A 20185-nucleotide genomic window follows, 5' to 3' on the forward strand; every position below is an offset into this window, starting at 1 on the left:
GCTTCAGCCGATCCGCACGACGAGCGGCGAAAGCCCGTCGATCGTCGCCTCGATGTCGTCCCCCTTCAGCACCGGACCCACTCCCGAAGGCGTTCCGGTGTAGATGAGGTCGCCGGCGGAAAGCTCGACGAGGGCGGACAGGAAGGCGATGATCTGCGGAACCTTCCACGTCATGTCGGAGAGGTCGCCCGACTGGCGCGGCGCGCCGTTCACCTTGCAGACGATCGCCCCCGACGCCATCGGCCCGACGTCCTCCTTGCGCGAAAGCGCGCCGCACGGGGCGGAATGGTCGAAGCCCTTGGACATGTCCCACGGCCGGCCCTTCTTCTTCGCGGCCGCCTGCAGGTCGCGTCGCGTGAGGTCGAGGCCGACCGCGTAGCCGAAGACCAGCTCCGCGGCCCTTTCCGGCGGAACGTCGCGCCCGCCGCGCCCGAGCGCGACGATGAGCTCGACCTCGTGCTGCAGGTCGCCGGTCGCCGGCGGATAGGGGATCACGGCGCCGTCCGGCTCCAGCGCGTCGGCGGGCTTCATGAAGAAGAAAGGCGGATCGACCTCCGGGTTCGAGCCCATCTCGCGCGCGTGCTCGGAGTAGTTCTGGCCGACGCAGAAGACGCGCCGCACGGGAAACAGCCCGCCCGAGGCGACGGCGACGGCGGCGATTTTCGGCGGCTCGATCACATAGGCGGTCATGCGGCGGTCCTCGCCAAAAAGGACAAAGAGGAAATGAGCGCGCGGCGCTCAGTCGACGTCGAGCGGCTCGACGCCGGACGGGCGGCCGTCCGCCCCGAGCGAAATCTTCTCGATGCGCGCCTCGGCGTCGTCGAGCAGCTTCGCGCAATGCGCCTTCAGCGCTTCGCCGCGCTCGTAGAGAGCGATCGACTCGTCGAGGCCGACGGCGCCCTTCTCGAGCTGGTCGACGATTCTTTCGAGCTCGGCGAGCGCCGTCTCGAAGGGCAGGGCGGCGACGTCGGGAAGGCTCTGGTCGGCGGCCGGTGCGGCGGTCTGGGGGGAAAGGGCCATGCGCGGGCTCGTTCTTCGCGGCGGAACGCAAGGCATATATGGATCGCCCCGGCTCACGCAAACGCGGCGGCCTAACGCAGCTCCAGCGCGAAGGGCACGCCCTCGAAGCAGTCCGCGCCGCGGCCGATGCCGCGGATCGCCGCGGTCATGCGGCCCTTGCGCCGCAGCATGACGTCGGCGATCTCGACCATCCGCGCGTTGGGCGTCGCGGTCGGCGAGCGCAGGCGCAACAGGCCGGCGACGTCGAACTCGTCGCGGCGAGGGTTGAGCGCGCAGGCGGCGATGAAGGCCGCCGCCGTCGAGCGGCTGACGCCCGCGTAGCAATGGATCAGCATCGGCGCGGCGCGGTCCCAGGCCTGCGCGAAGTCGATGAGGGCGGCGACATGCGCCTCGGCCGGCAGCACATGGCCGTCCATCGCGGTCACGATGTCGGACAGCGCGACGCGCAGATGCTGCTCGGGCGCGATGTCGGCCGGCCGCGGCGCCGGCGTTTCCGAATCGAGCAGCGTCACGAGGCTGCGCGCGCCCGTCTCCCGCAGCACCTGCGGGACCCGCGCCAGCGAGCATACGTGAAGACGGCTCATGAATTCGGCCCCGGCAGGCGCAATGTTGCGCCGCAATGCAGCATATCGTTTCGCGGCATCGACTTCATCAAATTTATAGGCGCGCGCAAAGAGCGCGCAACTCGAAGAGAAAACGTTCGGCGGCGAGCGTCGGCGCCCAGGGCTCCCATGGCGTTCCGCCATAGACGGCGGCGAGCGGGTCGAGCTCGAGCGGGCTATGCGGAATGCGCAGGGTCGCGCGCACCTCGCGCGGCGTCCAGCCGACGACGTGCACCGCCTCGGAGGCGGCGGCGATCCGGTCGGCGCGCTTGTGCGGACGCCGCTGCGCCGACGTCCATGGCGCCAGCCCGTAACGCAGCGCGACGGCGCGCTCGAGGCTCGCGGTCAGGGCGCGGAAGGCCGGACCGAGGAAGGGCTTGACCACAGAGATGCAGTCGAAGCCGAGCAGGCCCTCGTCCGCGTCATGCAGCAGCTCGCGCAGATCCGCGCGCGGATCGTCGGCGTCCGGGCTCCAGCGGCGGCGCAGCGCCAGCACGAACAGCGAATGCTGGGCGACCGACAGCGGCAGCTCCCATTTCGAGTGGCCGCCCCAGCGATAGGTGCGCGCGAGCCCCATGGCGAGGTCGGAGTCCTCCCAGTCGAAGGGCGTGGGATTGAGCAGGTCAAGCCGCTTGCCCGAATAGAGCCGCACCCAGGCGCGCTGCGGCGCCGGCTCCTCGCGCGTCGCGGTCACGACGTCCGCGCCAGCGCCGCGCACTCCTCGCAGCGGAAGCAGTCGACGAGATGGTCGTTGACGAGGCCGCAGGCCTGGCAGAAGGCGTAGACGATCACCGGCCCGCAGAAGTTGAAGCCGCGCGCGCGCAGGTCCTTGGCGAGGCGCTCGGACATCGCCGTCTGCGCCGGCGCCTGCGAGAGCGCGCGCCAGCGGTTCTGAACGGGAGCGCCGTCGACGAAGCCCCAGAGATAGTTCGAGAAGCCTTCCCGCTCCTCGATCGCGAGGAAGGCGCGGGCCGAGCGCGCCGCCGCCTCGATCTTGGCGCGGTTGCGCACGATCCCGGCGTCGGCCATCAGCGCTTCGATCCTGTCCGGCCCCCAGCGCGCCATGCGCTCGGGGTCGAAGCCGTCGAAGGCTTTGCGGAAGGCCTCGCGCTTGCGCAGGATCGTGATCCACGAGAGCCCGGCCTGGAAGCCGTCGAGGATAAGCTTCTCGAACAGCGCGCGGCCGTCATATTCGGGGACGCCCCATTCCGTGTCGTGATAGGCGACATAGATCGGGTCGGCGCCCGGCCAGGGGCAGCGGACGGGTTCGGCGGACGCCATCGCTCAGGCCGGCGGGACTACGACGATCGGCGTTTCGCCGGCCCTGACCACCGCACCGGCGGCGCGCGCGTCCTCGAGTCGGTCGAGACGGATCATGGCGAGGCCCTTGCCGTCCGCCGTCGAGCCGACCTGGCCGAGCGGGGGGCCGCCCGCCGCGATCTCGGTTCCAGGCGCGGGCGCCGCGCCTTCGAAGCTGAATTGCACGATGCGCTTCTTGGCCGACTGGCGGTGATGCACGCGGGCGACGACCTCCTGCCCGACGTAGCATCCCTTCTTGAAGTCGACGCCGTTCAGCTGGTCGAGATTGACGTCCTGCACGAAGGCGTCGCCATAGGCGAAGTCCCGACCGCCGCGCGGCACGCCGAGCGCGACGCGGCGCGCCTCATAGGCCGATTCGTCCGCGTCGGCGGCGGCCGCGAGGGCCGAGCGCGGCGCAATGACCCGCCACCCCATGCCCTGGGCGCGCAGGTCGCGGTAGACGACCGCTCCCTCGATCGCGGGCGGCGGCGCGTCGAGCGCGGCGGCGACGCCGAGCGCGTCGGACATGTCGGATATATTCACCTTTGCGCGCAGCTTGTGGAGGTTCAGCTTCTGCGCGAGGGCGCCCGCCTGATCGCGCACGCAATCGAAATAGAAGCCGGCTTCGGCGCCTTCGGGAAGGGGCGCGACGAAGAAGTCGAACAGCACCTTGCCTTGCGGCGAAAGCAGCGCCGAAAAGCGGCTGTCGCCGGCCTGGATGTCGAGCACGCTGTTGGTGACGAGCCGTTGCAGGAGCCCGGCCGTCTCCGTCCCGGCGAGCTTCAGGACGCCGCGGTCCGGCAGGAGGCAGACACGACTTTCCATGGCGTTCGACCTCGACTGGGCGACGGGCGAGGGCTAATCCTCAGGCTCCCGCGCCGGCGCACTGGCGTTTTACTCACGGACTGGCGATGCCGCAAACTTTCGATCTTCTGCTCAGCGGCGGCGTCGTCGTCGACCACAATGGCGTCGGAGAACGCGACGTCGGCGTCGTCGCCGGCAGGATCGCGGCCGTCGGCGCGCTCGGGGGCGCAAGCGCCGGCGAGACCATCGACGCGAGGGGATTGACGATCCTGCCCGGCGTCGTCGACACGCAGGTGCATTTCCGCGAGCCGGGCCTGATCCATAAGGAGGACCTCGAGACCGGCTCGCGCGCCGCAGTCCTCGGCGGCGTGACGGCGGTGTTCGAGATGCCGAACACCAATCCGCTGACGACCGACGCGGCGAGCCTCGCCGATAAGGTCGCGCGGGCGCGCCATCGCATGCATTGCGACTTCGCCTTCTGGGTCGGCGGCACGGTCGACAATGTTGGCGACATCCCCGAGCTCGAGCGCCTGCCGGGCTCGGCCGGGATCAAGGTGTTCATGGGCTCGTCGACAGGCTCGCTGCTCGTCGCCGACGACGCCGGGCTGACCGAGGTTTTGAAGCGCACGCGCCGGCGCGCCGCCTTCCACGCCGAGGACGAGCCGCGGCTCAACGAACGCAAGGGCTTGCGGGTCGAAGGCGATCCTTCGTCTCATCCGGTCTGGCGCGACGAAGAGGCGGCGCTGAAGGCGACGCGGCGCCTCGTGGGCATCGCCCGCGAGCATGGCGCGCTCGTCCACGTGCTGCATGTCTCAAGCGCCGGCGAGATCGAATTCCTGCGCCAGAACAAGGATCTGACCAGCGTTGAGGCGACGCCGCATCATCTCACCATGAGCGCGGACGACTACGCCCGGCTCGGGACGAAGCTGCAGATGAATCCGCCGGTGCGCGACGCCGGCCATCGCGAGGCGCTGTGGCGCGGCCTCGCTGACAGCGTCGTCGACATTCTGGGCTCGGATCACGCGCCGCACACGCTGGAGGAGAAGACCAAGCCTTATCCGCAAAGCCCGTCCGGCATGACCGGCGTGCAGACGCTCGTGCCGGTTATGCTTGATCATGTCGCGGCGGGGCGCCTTTCGATCGAGCGCTTCGTCGACCTCACGAGCGCCGGGCCGGCGCGGCTGTTCGGGATGGCCGGCAAGGGCCGCATCGCCGCAGGCTTCGACGCCGATTTCACGATCGTCGACCTCAAGCGCCGCGAGACGATCACCGACGGCTGGATCGCCTCGCGCTGCGGCTGGACGCCCTATGACGGCAAGAGCGTCACGGGCTGGCCGGTCGGGACGATCGTGCGCGGGACGCGGGTGATGTGGGAGGGCGAGATCGTAGCGCCCTCGCGCGGCGAGCCGGTGCGCTTTCAGGCGGCGCTTTAGAACGAAACGCCTTCGCTCCAGCTTCCTCACGCATCACGTCAAGATAGAAATCTATATCTTTCCAAGGCTTGCTATAGTTTCTTGAGAAAGCCCGCGAAGCGCATCAGTCCCTCGGGCCATGGTCCGTGGCCGGAGTCGACGTTGATATGGCCGGACTCGCCCGCGTCGACGAGCTCGGCGCCGATGGTGTTGGCGAGCCGCTCGGCGTCCTCGTAACGCGAGTAGACGTCGTTCCGGCTCGCGACGACGAGCGTCGGGAAGGGCGTTTTCTCGAGCGGATCGGCGGCGAAGGCCGCGTCGACCGCCGGGAGCGCCGCGACCGCCTCCGGCGAAGGCGGCGCGACGAGGAAAGCGCCGGCGACAGGAAGGCCCTTCAACGCCTCCGCGCTATGGGCGACCGCCAGCGCGCCGACGCTATGGGCGACGAGCACGACAGGGCGGCTCGCGGCGTGAACCGCCTCGACGAGCCGCGCCCGCCAGGCGGCAAGATCGGGCCTGTCGAAATCGTCCTGCGCGACGATCCGCGAAGTCGGCAGCTTCGCCGCCCACCGGCTCTGCCAATGATCGGGCCCGGAGCCGCCAAGGCCCGGCACGAGCAGGATGTCGGCGTCGGCCGTGCGCAAGGCGTCAGGCCGAAGCGCGCGGGCGCGACGCCTGAAGCTCGGCGCTGAGCTGCCCGAGGAAGGTCTCGTAAAGCCGCTTCTCCAGCGCCTCGAGCTCAGGCGCCCGCGTCTGGAACTCGGGGTCGGCCTTGGCGATCTCGCGATTGATGTCGGCGAGGTGCTTCTCCTCCTCCATCAGCAGCCCGGCGATGCGCGAGGCGAGCGGCGAGGTCCCGAGCGCGGCCTTGTAGCGTCCGTAGACGTCGAGCGCGCGGCGCTCGATCAGCCAGGTCACGTAGCAATAGACGACCTTGGCGCGCTGGGCGTCCGGCAGATGGGCGAACAGCGCGTCGCAGCCGGCGTCGAGGTTCTGGAAATAGGCCTCGGCGTCATCGCCGCACAGCAGCAGCTCTGGCGCGTAGGCCTCGAACTCCTCGCCGCCGAGCTTGACCGCGAGCTTCTTGAGGCCGAGCGCGTGCCGGCCTTCCTCGAGCGCATGGGTCAGAAGCTCGCTGTCGACCGTCTCGGCGCGCTGGCTTTTGACGATCTTCCGGAAGCCGACATATTCGAGATAGGAAAAAGTGTTGAGCCAGCGCGCATGGAGGCGCGGCTCGGCGGTGACGACGGCGATGGCGGCTTCGAGGCTGTCGGCTGCGGGCATGGTGTCTCTTTCGTGCCGGTTCAGGCCGCCTGCGCTTGCTGTCCGAAGACGCGCGCGAAGATCAGGTCGACGTGTTTCAGATGATAGCCGAGATCGAACAGCTCTTCGAGTTCGGCCTCGCTCAATCGCGCGCGAACGTCCTTGTCGGCCTTGAGCAGCGTGAGGAAGTCGCCTTCGCCGCGCCACACCGGCATGGCGTTGCGCTGGACATATGTGTAGGCGTCCTCGCGCGAGACGCCCTTCTGGGTGAGCGCGAGCAGCACGCGCTGCGAATGGATCAGGCCGCCGAGGCGGTCGAGATTCCTCTTCATATTGACGGGATAGACGAGCAGCTTTTCGATCACGCCCGTCATGCGATGCAGCGCGAAGTCGAGCGTCACCGTCGCGTCGGGGCCGATCATGCGCTCGACCGAAGAATGGGAGATGTCGCGCTCGTGCCAGAGCGCGACGTTCTCCATCGCCGGCAGGGCCATGCCGCGCACGAGGCGGGCGAGGCCGGTGACGTTCTCGGTCAGCACCGGATTGCGCTTGTGCGGCATGGCGGAGGAGCCCTTCTGCCCCTCCGAGAAGAATTCCTCCGCCTCCAGCACCTCGGTGCGCTGCAGGTGGCGGATCTCGATCGCGAGCCGTTCGAGCGAGGAGGCGACGACGCCGAGCGTCGCGAAGAACATGGCGTGGCGGTCGCGCGGGATCACCTGCGTCGAGACGGGCTCGACGGCGAGGCCGAGCTTTTCGGCGACATGCGCCTCGACGCGCGGGTCGATGTTGGCAAAGGTGCCGACGGCGCCGGAGATGGCGCACACTGCGATGTCTTTTTGCGCGGCGAGAAGCCTTTCCTTCGCGCGCGAAAATTCGGCGTAGGCCTGCGCGAGCTTGAGGCCGAAGGTGACGGGCTCGGCGTGAATGCCGTGCGAGCGGCCGATGGTCGGCGTCAGCTTGTGCTCATAGGCGCGTTTCTTCAGCGCCGCGAGCAAGGCGTCGAGGTCGGCTATCAGAATGTCGGCGGCGCGCTTCAACTGCACGGAGAGGCAGGTGTCGAGCACGTCCGAGGAGGTCATGCCCTGATGCACGAAGCGCGAATCGGGGCCGATGAATTCGGCGAGATGAGTGAGGAAGGCGATGACGTCGTGCTTCGTCACCTTCTCGATCTCGTCGACGCGGGCGACGTCGAAGCTGACGCCGCCGGCCTTCTCCCAGATCGCCTTGGCTGATTCCTTCGGGATCACGCCGATCTCGGCGAGCGCGTCGCAGGCGTGCGCCTCGATCTCGAACCAGATGCGGAAGCGCGTCTGCGCGTCCCAGACTTCGGTCATCTCTGGGCGGGAATAGCGGGGGATCATGAGTGAAGGACGCTCTCGTGGGGTGGGAGCGCTCTAGCATGGGAGGCGGAAGGAAGGCAAAGCGCCGTCACCCGAACGCGTCGCGCCACGCCGGCTGCGCGCCTCTGAGCGGCAGCGCGTCCGCCTCGTACACCCCGCGCGCGATGGCGCGCGCGAGGCAGTCGGCGGCGAGCGTCCCGATCTCGGCCTGATCGGCGAGGCTCGGCTTCCTTTCGGCCCGCGCGGTGGCTGCGGAAAACACCGTATCCCCGTCCATCGCCGCATGAGTCGGTCGCAGCGCGCGGCCCATGCCGTCATGGGCCATGACCGCGAGGCGCTTCGCCTGCGCCTTCGTCAGCGCCGCGTCTGTGGCGACGACGGCGATCGTCGTATTGCACGGCTCGACGCTCTTGATCTGGAAATCGAACTGCGGCCAGACGGCGGGGCAGCCGAGGCCGCCGAACTCCGCGCCTCTCTCATGCGGCGCAGCCCAGAAATGCGGCCCGTCGGCGATTGTGGCCGAGCCGACGGCGTTGACCGCGACGATCGCTCCCACCGTGAAGCCGCCGGCGGTCATGGCGCTCGCCGAGCCGAGGCCGCCCTTGAGATTGGCGGTCGTCGCGCCATAGCCTGCGCCCGCCGTGCCCAATGCGAAGGCTTCGCCCGCCGCCTGCGCCGCGGCGCGGCCGAGACGCCAGTAGACGGCGTCGGGAAAATCCTTGTCGCCGCCATTGAGGAGATCGAACAGCGCCGCGCCGGGAACGATCGGAACTTTCACGTCGCCGACGGCGAAGCCGCGCCCTTTCGCACCCAAAGAGGCGATGACCCCGCCCATGGCGTCGAGGCCGAACACCGAGCCGCCGGAGAGGACCAGCGCGTCCACCGTCTCGACGGTGAAGCCGGGCTCCAGAAGGCTCGCGTCGCGCACCGCCGGCGCGCCGCCATGGATGGCGATCGAGGCGACGGCGGGGGCCTCGAAGACGACGGCCGTGACGCCGGAGGCGAGCTTTTCGTCCTGCGCGCAGCCGACGAGGACGCCCGCGACGTCGGTGATGAGGTTTTTCAAGGGCCGCTCCCGAAAATCTAGACGCCGCTGTAGCGCGTCGCGACGTCGCGGGCGATGCGCCCGCCTTCGCCGAGGAATCGAACGATGGCGGCCTCGGCGTTGGCGGTGCAGGCGCCATAGGAGGCTTCATAATCGTGGAAGGCGCGGTTGAAGGCGCCGGCGAGGCGTTCCTTGCGGTCCGGCGTGCGCGCCTCCGCGTCGAGAAATTCCTGCATCCGGCCGCGCCAGTTCTCCCTCGCGCCGCAGATGTCCTCAAGATAGGCGAGCGCGCCGAGAATCTCGGCGAGCCGCAGCGCCTGCGGCTCGTAGGGCGGGGGAGGCGGCTCGGGCGGCGGGCCGGCGGGCGCCTCCGCCTTCTTCGGCTCCTTCGCGGTGGGTTTCGCCTCCTTCTTCGGCTTCGGCTTCGCCGACTTCGGCGCCTCCATCGGCGGGGCGGGAGGAGCTGCGGGAGGCGACGGCGTGAGGAAGGGGATGCGCAGCCAGTCCGGAAGCTGGGCGAAGGCGGGGACCGCAAGGGCGCACGACAGGACAACCGAAAGCGCGAGGGCGAGCCTTGAGCGTCGCGCCTGGAAAATTCGTCGCGTCGTCCTGTCCGCCGCTCGCATCGGAGGCGACTCTAGCTCCTTTCGCCACGCCGGAAAACCGCGGCTTCAGCCCGCGCGCAGGCGCGGCGCCAGAGCGGCGGCGGCGCGCACCACCTCGGCCGTCATCGGCGTCAGCGTCATCGCGTCGAGCGCCTCGGGCGCCGCCCAGGCGACTTCTCCCGCCTCGAGTCCGGGCGTCCCCTCGCCGGCGATCCATTCGGCGACGAAGGAGGCGATGACGAAGTGCCGCCTGACGCCGCCGGCCTCGTCGCGCTCGATCGATTCGACGTGCCGGTTGAAGCCGAGGACGCGCGCCTCGACGCCGACCTCTTCCAGAAGCTCGCGCAGCGCCGCGGCCTCCAGCGTCTCGCCCGCTTCGACGAGGCCGCCGGGCAGCGAGAAAGCGCCCTCGAAGGGCGGGCGAGTGCGCGTCGCGAGCAGCGCCTGCGCCCCGCGGAACACGCAGACGCTGACGGCGAGCAGCGGGAGGGCCGGATAGAGGCGGCTTCCGGCGTGCGAGGACGCGTCGCCGCTCACGGATAAAGACGCTCGCGCGTCCATGGCGCGGCTGCGTCCGTCCGGCGGAAGACGACGCGGTCATGGAGGCGGAAGGCGCCGTCCGACCAGAACTCGATCTGCGTCGGAACGATGCGGTAGCCGGTCCAGTAGGACGGGCGCGGGATCTCGCCGACCGCATATTTCAGGGCGTATTTCGCGACCGCCTTCTCGAGCGCGAATCGGCTTTCGAGCGGGCGCGACTGCTGGCTCGCCCAGGCGCCGATGCGGCTGTCGCGCGCGCGGGACGCGAAATAGGCGTCGGCCTCCGCCTCGCTCACCGGCTCGACGGCGCCGCGCAGACGCACCTGCCGGCGCAGCGACTTCCAGTGCATGACGACGGCGGCCTTCATCGCGGCGGCGAGCTCGCGGCCCTTGGCGCTCTCGGCGTTGGTGTAGAAAACGAAGCCTCTCGGGCTCGCCTCCTTCAGAAGCACCATGCGCACGTCGGGCAACCCGTCGGCGTCGACGGTGGCGAGGGCCATCGCGTCGGGGTCGTTCGGCTCGGAGGCCTTCGCGTCCTCGAACCATTGCGCGAACAGGTCGAAGGGGTCCTGCGCCTGTGTGAAGTCACCCCCCATTAACTTGTTCACGGCTAGATCTCCGAACGACAACTTATTCGCGAGCGTTGCGACCTTGGCGCCCATGAAATGGCTTTCGGGCCATTATCACCGTTCCGGCTTCGCCTCCAGCGCCGCGCGTGCGGCCCGCGGCCTGCCCGCCGTCGCCCTCGCGGCGAGCCTCCTGAGCGGCTGCGCGTTCACCATGCAGGTCGCGCGCTTTTCGACCGACAACGACGACGTCACCGGATCGATCGAGCCGTCGCCCCTCGATTCGCTTCTCGACGCGGAGGACTGGCGACGGGCGCGCGCGGCGCTGTCGACGGCGCTCGATCCGCAGGGCAATGGGGCGGAGGTCGCCTGGGACAATCCCCAATCCGGCGCGAAGGGCGTGTTCGCTCCGCTCGCGCCCCCATATCCTGACGACGGCAAGGTGTGCCGCGCCTTTCGCGCGCAGGCGAAGGCGGGAGACGCCTCCCGCCGCGTCGAGGGCGTCGCCTGCGCCGACAAGAACGGCGACTGGACCATCGCGCGGTCCCGCGAGACGAAACGGGCCTGACGGACCCTCGCTGCGACCGGCGAAGCTTACGGCCGGCGAAGCTTGCGCGAGCGCCTCGAATCCCCCATCTGTGCGTCGATGCATGACCGTCCGATGACGGATTGATCGCGTTCGCGCCACGCCGGGCGGGCGCGTGGAGTGAGCTCGAACTATGCCTGATCCCTATACAGTCCTGGGCGTCGCGAAGAGCGCCGACGCCGCCGCCATCAAGGCCGCCTTCCGCAAGCTCGCCAAGAAGTACCATCCCGACCAGAGCAAGGAGCCGAAGGCCAAGGAGAAATTCTCCGAGATCAACACGGCCTACGAGATCCTCGGCGACGAGAAGAAGCGCGCAGCCTTCGACAGGGGCGAGATCGACGCCGAGGGCAAGCCGCGCCATCCGGGCTTCGAGGGGTTCGGCGCCGGGCCCGGCGGCTTCGGCCGGCGCTCGGCGGGGCAGGGCTTCGAGGGCTTCGAGTTCAATTTCGGCGGCGGCCGGCCGGGCGCCGGAGGCTTCGACGCGAGCGACATCTTGAGCGAGATGTTCGGCGGAGCGGCGGGACGCCGCGGACGCGGAGCGCCGCCTCCGCCGCCGCAGCGCGGCGAGGACATGACGGCGACCGTGACGGTCGGCCTCGCCGACGCCGTCAAGGGAACGACGGCGCGCGTGACCCTGCCGAGCGGGCGCACGCTCGAGGTCAGGATTCCCGCCGGCATCGAGGACGGCAAGCAGATCCGCCTCAAGGGGCAGGGCCATCCGAGCCTTGGCGGCGGCGAGCCCGGCGACGCCCTCGTCACGGTGAAGATCGCGAAACATCCGTTCTTTCGCGTCGAGGGCCGGGACCTGCGCCTCGACCTGCCGGTGACGCTTTATGAGGCTGTGCTCGGCGGCAAGGTCAACGCGCCGACGCTCGACGGCGCGGTGGAGCTCGCTGTGCCGGCCGGCTCGAACGGCGGGCGCACGCTGCGGCTGCGCGGCAAGGGCCTGCCGGGCGCGGCCGGCGCGCCGGCCGGCGACCTGTTCGTGACGCTGCGCGTCGTCCTGCCCGAGGAGAAGGACGAGGAGCTCGCCGCCCTCATGAAGAAATGGGAGGCGCAGAAGCCCTACAACCCGCGCGGCGACCTCGGCTGACGGCGGCCGCCGGCGCCGCTCACCCCCTGCCGCGATAGGGCGGAACTCCCTGGTCGGGCAGCCAGAGTCCCTCCGGCGGAGCGCCCGTCTGCCAGAACACGTCGATCGGGATGCCGCCGCGCGGATACCAGTAGCCGCCGATCCGCAGCCAGCGCGGGGCGAGCGCTTCGACGAGATCCTTGCCGACGCGCAGGGTGCAGTCCTCATGGAACGCGCCGTGATTGCGGAAGGCGCCGAGGTAAAGCTTGAGCGACTTCGACTCGACCAGCCAGTCGCCCGGAACGTAGTCGATCATCAGGGTCGCGAAGTCGGGCTGGCCGGTCACCGGGCAGATCGACGTGAACTCCGGCGCGGTGAAGCGCGCGAGATAGAGCGCGCCCGGATGCGGATTGGGCACGCGCTCAAGCGTCGCCTCGTCCGGCGAGGCGGGCGCCCGGACATCGGCGCCGAGCAGGCTCGCGCCGCTTCGAACCTTAACCATTCCAGCACTCTCTTTTCACGCAGGGCGGCCCGCCGCCTAGCATGGGTTCGCGCCGTCCGTCCAACGAGCGCCATGCGGCGAGCGCTACGGATGTTGACGTCATCCTTGTTCTCATATTGCAATTTATGAATAATGATGACAGATATTTGTTTCTGTCATCATGAATCATGTGTTTGTCTGAAAGTGGAATGGCCGAGGAGAAGATTTCCCGCGAGCACGTCATCGAAGCGACGGAGACGGCGCTGCGCCGGTTCGGGCTCGCCAAGATCAGCGTCGTCGACGTCGCCAAGGCTCTTAAAGTCAGCCACGGCGCCCTCTATCGCCACTTCGACGGCAAGGCGGACATGGTGGACGCCGCGATCGAACGATGGCTCGACCGCCTCGCCGGACCGCTCGCCGTGATCGCGGCGGAGCACGGGCCGGCGCCCGAGCGGATGCGCCGCTGGTTCGACGTGCTGATCGCCTCGCAGGCCGCGAAGGTCCAGAACGATCCGGAGCTCTTCGACGCCTTCCGCGAGCTTGCGCGGCGCGGCGGCCAAGCGATCGACGTGGAGGTCGAGCGCCGCGCCGCCCATCTCGCCAAGATGCTCGATGACGGAATGGCCCAGGGCGCGTTCGAATCGGCGGACGCGGGGACGACGGCGCGCGCCATCCTCGACGCGACGGCGCCGTTCTGGCGGCCCGAGCATGCGGCGGAGTGGCGGCGGCCGCAGGCGCAGGCGCGATTCGACGCCGTCTTCAGGCTCGTCCTGCGCGGCCTCTCGGCGCGCTGACGCAGGCCGTCAGCGCGAAGCCATGCGCCGCCATTTCGCATGAAGCTTGCGCGTCAGCGCGGCGACGCGCGCTTCCTGCGCGGCCCAGAACAGGCGGCTCGCCGCCTCCGTGCCGCGACGAGGGCCGGGCCGCGCGATGCGCAGACGCGCAGGCGCCGCCTCGGACGGCGCGGGGAGGGGACCGGACAGCATCGCCGGCGCGGAGCCGGCCGAAGCGAGATGGGCGCGGGCGCGGCGACAATATTCGACCGAGAGCGGCGTCATCTGCTCCTCGCCGTGCCCGGCGCGATATTTCATCAGCGACCGGCACAGATCGCCCCCGGCGAGGCGCCACGCCTGGGCGAGATAGGCGACGCCGTAGCGGATATTGACCTCCGGGCGCGCGAGCTCCGCGTCGTCGCCGCGAAATCCGAGCATGGCGGCGGTCTGCGGGCGCACCTGCATCAGGCCGATCTCGCCGACCGAGCCGACGACGGACGGATCATAGCCGCTTTCGATCGCGACGACCGCGTCGGCGACGTCGACCGGCAATCCCGTCTTCGCGGCCTCCTTTTGCAGCAACGCGCGAAATTTTGCGCGAGGCCCAGCGCCTGTGGCCGCCGGCGCGACCGCGACAGCCTCTGGAGACGGGTCCGCGCGCGGCGGCGCGTCGATGTCCGCCGGGCGCGGCGCCGGCGCGGCGGCGGGCGCCTCCAGCGCGGACGCGGACGTCGTCGCCGCGAGCGCGCAGCAGGCCAGAAGGCTGGTCAATCTCGCTCGGCGTGCGGCGCTTGCGTTCAACGTCTTATCCGTTCCGGCGTGACGTTCCCGAGAGGCTCCGTCCGCGGCCGCCTTCCGGCGCGTGCTGAAATTATCGTCGGCGCGTTAAAAAATTCCAAGCTCCGCCCGTCCGACGGGGCCTTTTGTCAGGCGTAGCTTCGTCGTAAAAGCCTTGCGCGACAGCCCGGCGTCGAAGAAAGCCGCCTCAACACCCGCCCCCCGAGAATCGCCTTAAGGAGCCGCCATGACCGCGATCATCGACATCGCCGCCCGCGAAATTCTGGACAGCCGCGGCAATCCGACCGTCGAGGTCGACGTGACGCTCGAGGACGGCTCGCACGGCCGCGCCGCCGTTCCCTCCGGCGCCTCGACCGGCGCGCACGAGGCGGTCGAGCTTCGCGACGGCGACAAGTCGCGCTTCGGCGGCAAAGGCGTCCTCAAGGCGGTGGAAAGCGTCAACCGCGACATCTTCGAGGCGCTGAGCGGCCTCGAGGCCGAGGATCAGGCCAAGATCGACCAGATCATGATCGACCTCGACGGGACGCCGAACAAGGCCAGGCTCGGCGCCAACGCCATCCTCGGCGTCTCGCTCGCCGTCGCCAAGGCGGCCGCCACCGCCGCCGCCCTGCCGCTCTATCGCTATATCGGCGGCGTCAACGCCCATGTGCTGCCCGTGCCGATGATGAACATCATCAACGGCGGCGCGCACGCCGACAATCCGATCGACTTTCAGGAGTTCATGATCCTGCCCATGGGCGCCGATTCGATCGCCGACGCGGTGCGCTGGGGCTCCGAGGTGTTCCAGGTGCTGAAGAGCCAGCTCAAGAAGGCTGGCCACAACACCAACGTCGGCGACGAGGGCGGCTTCGCTCCCAATCTGCCATCGGCCGAGGCGGCGCTCGACTTCTGCGTGCAGGCGATCGAAGCGGCTGGGTTCAAACCCGGCGAGGACGTCGCCCTCGGCCTCGACTGCGCGGCGACGGAGTTCTTCAAGGATGGCGCCTATGTCTATGCGGGGGAGGGCGTGAAGCGCTCGCCGCAGGAGCAGGCCGAATATCTCGCCAAGCTTCAGTCGGCCTATCCGATCGTCACCATCGAGGACGCCATGTCGGAGGACGACTGGGCCGGCTGGAAAATCCTGACCGACCTCCTCGGGCGCAAGGTCCAACTGGTCGGCGACGACATTTTCGTCACCAACGTCGCCCGGCTGGAGAAGGGGATCAAGCAGGGCGTCGCCAATTCGATCCTCGTCAAGGTCAACCAGATCGGCTCGCTGACCGAGACGCTCGCCGCCGTCGACATGGCCCAGCGCGCCGGCTACACGGCGGTCATGTCGCACCGCTCCGGCGAGACCGAGGATTCGACCATCGCCGACCTCGCGGTCGCGACGAATTGCGGGCAGATCAAGACCGGTTCGCTGGCGCGCTCCGACCGCACGTCGAAATACAACCAGCTCATCCGCATCGAGGAGGAGCTTGGGTCGCAGGCGGTCTACGCCGGCCGCAAGGCGCTGAAGGCGCTCGACTGACGGGCTTGTGCCCCACGCGGCGCGGCGGCTCTCTTCGCCGCGCCGGCTTAAGCCTCTCGTAACCTTATTGGGCGAGGCTGGCGCATGGTCATCCGCAGGCGCCTGCGCGCCATCGTCTTTCCGCTGCTTCTTTATTGCGTCTCCGGCGCCGCCGGCGGCTATTTCGTCTGGCACGCCCTGAACGGCGAGCGCGGCCTCAAGACCAAGGACGAATATCGGCTCAAGATCGCCGATCTCGAAGCGCAGCTCGCCGGCCTCCAGAGCGAAAGCGACCTGTGGCGGCGGCGCATCGAGCTCGTCAACGGCGCGATCGTCGACCGCGACCTTCTCGACGAGCTTGCGCGCCGTGTCCTCGGCCGCGCGGACAAGAACGACCTCGTCGTCATGCTGCCGCAGCAGGCGCGCTAGCGACGTTCTTCAGCCGGACCGTGAGCTTCGGCTTCGCAGCCGCGCGCGAGGCGCGCTTTCGGCTTTTTTTCCAAACCAGCGCTCGCATTCGGAATGAAGCTGGGTTAGCGTCGCCCTCGCCGAAAACGCTGATTGCAAGAAAGAGCCCCCGATGGCCGAGGCGTCAAGCACAGTCGCGACCGAACCCGCCAGCGCGCCAGCCCCGGCTCCCGCTTCGCCACCGGCCTTCCCGCGAGACGAAGACTTCAAGGCTTACCGCGAAATGCTGCTGATCCGGCGTTTCGAGGAGAAAGCCGGCCAGCTTTACGGCATGGGCCTGATCGGCGGCTTCTGCCACCTCTACATCGGGCAGGAGGCAGTCGTCGTCGGCGTGATGATGGCGGCCAAGCCCGGCGACCAGACGGTCACCAGCTATCGCGACCACGGCCACATGCTCGCCTGCGGCCTCGACCCGAAAGGGGTGATGGCGGAGCTCACCGGACGTCGGGGCGGCCTGTCGAAAGGCAAGGGCGGCTCGATGCACATGTTCTCCAAGGAGAAGCATTTCTACGGCGGCCACGGCATCGTCGGCGCGCAGGTGCCGCTCGGCACCGGTCTCGCGTTCGCCAACCGCTACCGCAATAACGGAAACGTCTGCTTCACCTATTTCGGCGACGGCGCGGCCAACCAGGGCCAGGTCTACGAAAGCTTCAACATGGCCGAGCTCTGGAAGCTGCCGGCCATCTACGTCGTCGAGAACAACCGCTACGCCATGGGAACGTCGGTCACGCGCTCCTCGGCGATGAAGGATTTCTCGAAGCGCGGCCAGAGCTTCAATATTCCCGGCGAGCAGGTCGACGGCATGGACGTGCGCGCGGTGAAGGCGGCGACGGAGCGCGCCCGCGAATGGGCTTCGAGCGGGAACGGTCCGATCATCCTCGAGATGCAGACCTACCGCTACCGCGGCCACTCCATGTCGGACCCCGCCAAATACCGCAGCAAGGAAGAAGTCCAGAAGATGCGCGAGGAGCATGACCCGATCGAGCAGGTCCGCGCGCGCCTCCTCAACGCCCATGCGGCGACCGACGACGAATTGAAGGCGGTCGACGCCGAGGTGCGCGGCATCGTCGCCAAGGCGGTCGATTTCGCCTCGCACGACCCCGAGCCGGACCCCTCCGAGCTCTGGACCGACGTTTTGCGATAGGCCCTCGCGCGGCGCGGCGAGGTTGGGGCGCAGGGACGAGTTCAGGAAAATCCGATGTCGACCAATATTCTGATGCCCGCGCTCTCGCCCACCATGGAGCAGGGCAAGCTCGCCAAGTGGCTGAAGAAGGAAGGCGATCCCGTGCGCTCCGGCGACGTGCTCGCCGAGATCGAGACCGACAAGGCGACCATGGAGGTCGAGGCGGTCGACGAGGGCGTGCTCGCTAAAATTCTCGTGCCCGCCGGCGCCGACAACGTCGCCGTCAACACGCCGATCGCCGTGCTGGCCGGGGAGGGCGAAGACGCCTCCGCCGTCGCCGCTCCCGCGCCAGCCGCCAACGGCGCCGCCGCCGAGCCGCCCATGGCCAAGCCCGCTCCCGAATCGGCCGCGCCGGCGACGCCCGCCGTCGCGGCGCCGCTCGTGCGGGCGCCGGACACGCCGGAAGGAACGGAATTCGTCTCGCAGACCGTGCGCGAGGCGTTGCGCGACGCGATGGCCGAGGAGATGCGGCGCGACGACAGCGTCTTCGTCATGGGCGAGGAAGTCGCCGAATATCAGGGCGCCTACAAGATCACGCAGGGGTTGCTGCAGGAGTTCGGCGACCGCCGCGTCGTCGACACGCCGATCACCGAGCATGGCTTCGCCGGCCTCGGCGTCGGCGCGGCGATGGCCGGGCTCCGTCCGATCGTCGAGTTCATGACCTTCAACTTCGCCATGCAGGCGATGGACCAGATCATCAACTCCGCCGCCAAGACGCTCTACATGTCCGGCGGCCAGATGGGCTGCCCGATCGTGTTCCGCGGCCCGAACGGCGCCGCGGCCCGCGTCGCCGCGCAGCACAGCCAGGATTTCACGGCCTGGTATTCGAATGTGCCGGGCCTCTCCGTGGTCGCCCCCTATAGCGCGGCCGACGCCAAGGGGCTCTTGAAGACCGCCATCCGCGATCCCAATCCGGTCATTTTCCTAGAGAACGAGATTCTCTACGGGCACAGCTTCGACGTGCCGAAGCTCGACGATTTCACCATTCCCTTCGGCCGGGGGCGCGTCGCGCGGCCGGGCGGGGACGTCACCATCGTCTCCTTCTCGATCGGCATGGTCTACGCCCTGAAGGCGGCGGAGGAGCTCGCCAAGGAAGGGATCGAGGCCGAGGTGATCGACCTGCGCACGATCCGCCCGATGGACACGGAGCTCATCGTCGAATCGGTGAAGAAGACGGGACGCTGCGTGACGGTGGAGGAGGGTTGGCCGCAGAGCGGCGTCGGCGCCGAGATCATCGCCGTCCTCATGGAGAAGGCGTTCGACTATCTCGACGCGCCGGTGACCCGGATCTGCGGCAAGGACGTGCCGATGCCTTACGCCGCCAATCTCGAGAAGCTCGCCCTGCCCAACATCGGCGAGGTCGTCGCCGCCGCCAAATCCGTCCTCTACGTCTGAGCCAGCGTCGCCCTGCCGCAAGGGACGCCGGAACGCGCCGACGCCCTGCTCGCATCGAAGAGCCGCCCATGTCCGTCAACATCCTCATGCCCGCGCTCTCGCCGACCATGGAGAAGGGCAATCTCGCCCGATGGTTGAAGAAGGAAGGGGATAAAGTGAAATCCGGCGACGTGCTCGCCGAGATCGAGACCGACAAGGCGACCATGGAGGTCGAGGCGGTCGACGAGGGCGTGCTCGCCAGGATTCTCGTTCCCGACGGAACGGCCGACGTCGCGGTCAACGACGTCATTGGCGTGATCGCGGATGAAGGCGAGGATGTCTCAACCGCGGCGCCCGCGAAATCCGCCGCCGCGCCGCCTGCCGCTCCTGCGGCCGCTCCCTCCGCGGCGCCGGCCGCGCCCGCGCCGCCCGCTGCGGCGAGCGGCCACGCCGGCGGCGCGCGCCTGTTCGCTTCGCCGCTCGCCCGCCGCCTCGCCAAGGCCGGCGGCCTCGACCTTTCCTCCGTGAAAGGTTCCGGCCCGCACGGACGCATTGTCGAGCGCGACGTCAAGGCGGCGCTCGCCGCGCCGCGCGCGCAACCACAGGTGGCGGAGACGGCGTCGCCGCCCGCGCCGGCCGCGGCCGCCTCCGCCGCTCCCGTCTCAGCGCCCGCGTCGGACGAGGCGATCAAGAAATTCTACGCGCCCGGCTCATATGAGGAAGCAGCGCATGACTCGATGCGCAAGACGATCGCCCGCCGCCTCGTCGAGGCGAGTCAGACGATCCCGCATTTCTACCTGTCCGTCGACTGCGATCTCGACGCCCTCATCGCCCTGCGCGAGACGGTGAACGCGCAGGCGCCGCGGGACAAGGACGGCAAGCCCGCCTTCAAGGTTTCAGTCAACGACTTCGTCATCAAGGCGCTGGCGCTCGCGCTCATGCGCGTTCCCGACGCCAACGTGACCTGGACGGAAGGGGCGATGCTGAAGCACCGCCAGGCCGACGTCGGCGTCGCCGTGTCGATCCCGGGCGGGCTCATCACGCCGGTCGTGCGCGCCGCCGATGCGAAGTCGCTGTCGACGATCTCGCGCGAGATGAAGGATTTCGCCGCAAGAGCCAAGGCGCGCAAGCTCAAGCCTGAGGAATATCAGGGCGGCTCGTCGTCGGTGTCGAACCTTGGCATGTTCGGGATCAAGAATTTTTCGGCGATCATCAATCCGCCGCAGGCCTCGATCCTCGCCGTCGGCGCCGGCGAGAAGCGGGTCGTCGTCAAGGATGGCGCGCCTTCCGTCGCGACCTTGATGAGCGTGACCCTTTCGACCGATCATCGGGCCATCGACGGCGCGCTCGGCGCCGAGCTTCTCGCCGCGTTCAAGTCGCTGATCGAGCAGCCGATGAGCATGCTGGTCTGACGCAGTCCCAGCCGCCGCGGGGCCTCGCCGCCAGGGCCTCGTCCGCCCACCTT

Annotated in this window: 24 protein-coding genes; 9 read left to right on the top strand and 15 right to left on the bottom strand. The window is 69.1% G+C overall.

The annotated features are described in order from the left end of the window. Positions 1 to 3: 3 nt before the first annotated feature. The 6 genes from ACE3OG_RS04735 to ACE3OG_RS04760 all read right to left on the bottom strand — a co-directional run bounded on the left by ACE3OG_RS04735 (position 4) and on the right by ACE3OG_RS04760 (position 3746). Positions 4 to 690, bottom strand: a complete 687-nt coding sequence (locus ACE3OG_RS04735; protein ID WP_374306380.1) for a fumarylacetoacetate hydrolase family protein — start codon at positions 688 to 690, stop codon at positions 4 to 6. A gap of 48 nt (positions 691 to 738) precedes the next feature. After that, positions 739 to 1020, bottom strand: coding sequence for an exodeoxyribonuclease VII small subunit (locus ACE3OG_RS04740; RefSeq protein WP_374306381.1), 282 nt, complete (start codon positions 1018 to 1020; stop codon positions 739 to 741). A gap of 71 nt (positions 1021 to 1091) precedes the next feature. Beyond that, positions 1092 to 1604 (bottom strand): tyrosine phosphatase family protein, encoded by a 513-nt coding sequence (locus tag ACE3OG_RS04745; RefSeq protein ID WP_374306382.1) that lies wholly within the window; start codon positions 1602 to 1604, stop codon positions 1092 to 1094. 73 nt (positions 1605 to 1677) lie between these two features. Continuing rightward, on the bottom strand, positions 1678 to 2316 hold the full coding sequence (locus ACE3OG_RS04750) for a phosphohydrolase (RefSeq protein WP_374306383.1): 639 nt from the start codon (positions 2314 to 2316) through the stop codon (positions 1678 to 1680). Then, positions 2313 to 2903 carry a DNA-3-methyladenine glycosylase I gene (locus tag ACE3OG_RS04755; RefSeq protein ID WP_374306384.1) on the bottom strand — a complete coding sequence of 197 codons (591 nt, stop codon included), beginning with the start codon at positions 2901 to 2903 and terminating at the stop codon, positions 2313 to 2315. The genes ACE3OG_RS04750 and ACE3OG_RS04755 overlap by 4 nt, the downstream gene beginning before the upstream one ends. Positions 2904 to 2906: 3 nt before the next feature. Further along, a complete protein-coding gene (locus ACE3OG_RS04760) occupies positions 2907 to 3746 on the bottom strand; it encodes a folate-binding protein YgfZ (RefSeq protein ID WP_374306386.1) in 840 nt (279 codons plus the stop codon). Between the two features lie 86 nt (positions 3747 to 3832). On the opposite strand from ACE3OG_RS04760, the gene ACE3OG_RS04765 reads away from it, so the two are divergent. Further along, complete coding sequence (locus tag ACE3OG_RS04765; RefSeq protein ID WP_374306387.1) at positions 3833 to 5158, top strand: dihydroorotase; 1326 nt, start codon at positions 3833 to 3835, stop codon at positions 5156 to 5158. 71 nt (positions 5159 to 5229) lie between these two features. On the opposite strand, the gene ACE3OG_RS04770 is transcribed toward ACE3OG_RS04765, so the two are convergent. From ACE3OG_RS04770 to pdxH, 7 genes are all read right to left on the bottom strand, one after another. Continuing rightward, positions 5230 to 5781, bottom strand: coding sequence for an RBBP9/YdeN family alpha/beta hydrolase (locus ACE3OG_RS04770; RefSeq protein ID WP_374306388.1), 552 nt, complete (start codon positions 5779 to 5781; stop codon positions 5230 to 5232). A gap of 4 nt (positions 5782 to 5785) precedes the next feature. Continuing rightward, positions 5786 to 6421, bottom strand: coding sequence for a hypothetical protein (locus tag ACE3OG_RS04775; protein ID WP_374306390.1), 636 nt, complete (start codon positions 6419 to 6421; stop codon positions 5786 to 5788). A 20-nt stretch (positions 6422 to 6441) separates the two neighbouring features. Next, positions 6442 to 7761: an adenylosuccinate lyase gene (purB, locus tag ACE3OG_RS04780; protein ID WP_374306391.1), complete on the bottom strand. Its 1320-nt coding sequence runs from the start codon at positions 7759 to 7761 to the stop codon at positions 6442 to 6444. 67 nt (positions 7762 to 7828) lie between these two features. Further along, on the bottom strand, positions 7829 to 8806 hold the full coding sequence (locus tag ACE3OG_RS04785) for a P1 family peptidase (protein ID WP_374306392.1): 978 nt from the start codon (positions 8804 to 8806) through the stop codon (positions 7829 to 7831). A gap of 17 nt (positions 8807 to 8823) precedes the next feature. Further along, a complete protein-coding gene (locus ACE3OG_RS04790; RefSeq protein ID WP_374306394.1) occupies positions 8824 to 9411 on the bottom strand; it encodes a TIGR02301 family protein in 588 nt (195 codons plus the stop codon). A 45-nt stretch (positions 9412 to 9456) separates the two neighbouring features. Further along, positions 9457 to 9927 (bottom strand): NUDIX hydrolase, encoded by a 471-nt coding sequence (locus ACE3OG_RS04795; RefSeq protein WP_374306395.1) that lies wholly within the window; start codon positions 9925 to 9927, stop codon positions 9457 to 9459. Beyond that, the gene (gene pdxH / locus ACE3OG_RS04800; RefSeq protein ID WP_374306603.1) at positions 9924 to 10526 is read right to left on the bottom strand and encodes a pyridoxamine 5'-phosphate oxidase; all 603 of its coding nucleotides are present in this window, start codon (positions 10524 to 10526) and stop codon (positions 9924 to 9926) included. The genes ACE3OG_RS04795 and pdxH overlap by 4 nt, the downstream gene beginning before the upstream one ends. 64 nt (positions 10527 to 10590) lie before the next feature. Between pdxH and ACE3OG_RS04805 the strand changes: the two genes are divergently transcribed. Further along, the gene (locus ACE3OG_RS04805; RefSeq protein ID WP_374306396.1) at positions 10591 to 11064 is read left to right on the top strand and encodes an RT0821/Lpp0805 family surface protein; all 474 of its coding nucleotides are present in this window, start codon (positions 10591 to 10593) and stop codon (positions 11062 to 11064) included. A 151-nt stretch (positions 11065 to 11215) separates the two neighbouring features. Continuing rightward, entirely contained in the window at positions 11216 to 12175 is a 960-nt protein-coding gene (locus ACE3OG_RS04810; RefSeq protein ID WP_374306397.1) for a DnaJ C-terminal domain-containing protein, read from the top strand. Between the two features lie 19 nt (positions 12176 to 12194). Here ACE3OG_RS04810 and queF read toward each other — a convergent pair whose 3' ends face one another. Further along, positions 12195 to 12656: a preQ(1) synthase gene (gene queF / locus ACE3OG_RS04815; RefSeq protein ID WP_374306399.1), complete on the bottom strand. Its 462-nt coding sequence runs from the start codon at positions 12654 to 12656 to the stop codon at positions 12195 to 12197. Between the two features lie 188 nt (positions 12657 to 12844). Here queF and ACE3OG_RS04820 point away from each other — a divergent pair, with 188 nt between their 5' ends. After that, positions 12845 to 13429, top strand: a complete 585-nt coding sequence (locus ACE3OG_RS04820; RefSeq protein WP_374306400.1) for a TetR family transcriptional regulator — start codon at positions 12845 to 12847, stop codon at positions 13427 to 13429. A gap of 9 nt (positions 13430 to 13438) precedes the next feature. On the opposite strand, the gene ACE3OG_RS04825 is transcribed toward ACE3OG_RS04820, so the two are convergent. Continuing rightward, entirely contained in the window at positions 13439 to 13990 is a 552-nt protein-coding gene (locus ACE3OG_RS04825) for a lytic transglycosylase domain-containing protein (protein ID WP_374306402.1), read from the bottom strand. A gap of 442 nt (positions 13991 to 14432) precedes the next feature. On the opposite strand from ACE3OG_RS04825, the gene eno reads away from it, so the two are divergent. The 5 genes from eno (at position 14433) to ACE3OG_RS04850 (ending at position 20132) form a co-directional block, all read left to right on the top strand. Then, positions 14433 to 15716: a phosphopyruvate hydratase gene (gene eno, locus ACE3OG_RS04830; RefSeq protein ID WP_374306403.1), complete on the top strand. Its 1284-nt coding sequence runs from the start codon at positions 14433 to 14435 to the stop codon at positions 15714 to 15716. A gap of 84 nt (positions 15717 to 15800) precedes the next feature. Next, entirely contained in the window at positions 15801 to 16124 is a 324-nt protein-coding gene (locus ACE3OG_RS04835) for a septum formation initiator family protein (protein WP_374306404.1), read from the top strand. Positions 16125 to 16275: 151 nt separating this feature from the next. Further along, positions 16276 to 17307 carry a pyruvate dehydrogenase (acetyl-transferring) E1 component subunit alpha gene (gene pdhA, locus ACE3OG_RS04840; protein WP_374306405.1) on the top strand — a complete coding sequence of 344 codons (1032 nt, stop codon included), beginning with the start codon at positions 16276 to 16278 and terminating at the stop codon, positions 17305 to 17307. A 54-nt stretch (positions 17308 to 17361) separates the two neighbouring features. Next, positions 17362 to 18741 carry a pyruvate dehydrogenase complex E1 component subunit beta gene (locus tag ACE3OG_RS04845; RefSeq protein ID WP_374306407.1) on the top strand — a complete coding sequence of 460 codons (1380 nt, stop codon included), beginning with the start codon at positions 17362 to 17364 and terminating at the stop codon, positions 18739 to 18741. 68 nt (positions 18742 to 18809) lie between these two features. Then, entirely contained in the window at positions 18810 to 20132 is a 1323-nt protein-coding gene (locus tag ACE3OG_RS04850; protein WP_374306408.1) for a pyruvate dehydrogenase complex dihydrolipoamide acetyltransferase, read from the top strand. The last annotated feature ends 53 nt before the right edge of the window (positions 20133 to 20185 follow it).

It is taken from the genome of Methylocella sp., from assembly GCF_041905455.1.
In the GTDB taxonomy this organism is placed as follows: Bacteria; Pseudomonadota; Alphaproteobacteria; order Rhizobiales; family Beijerinckiaceae; genus Methylocapsa.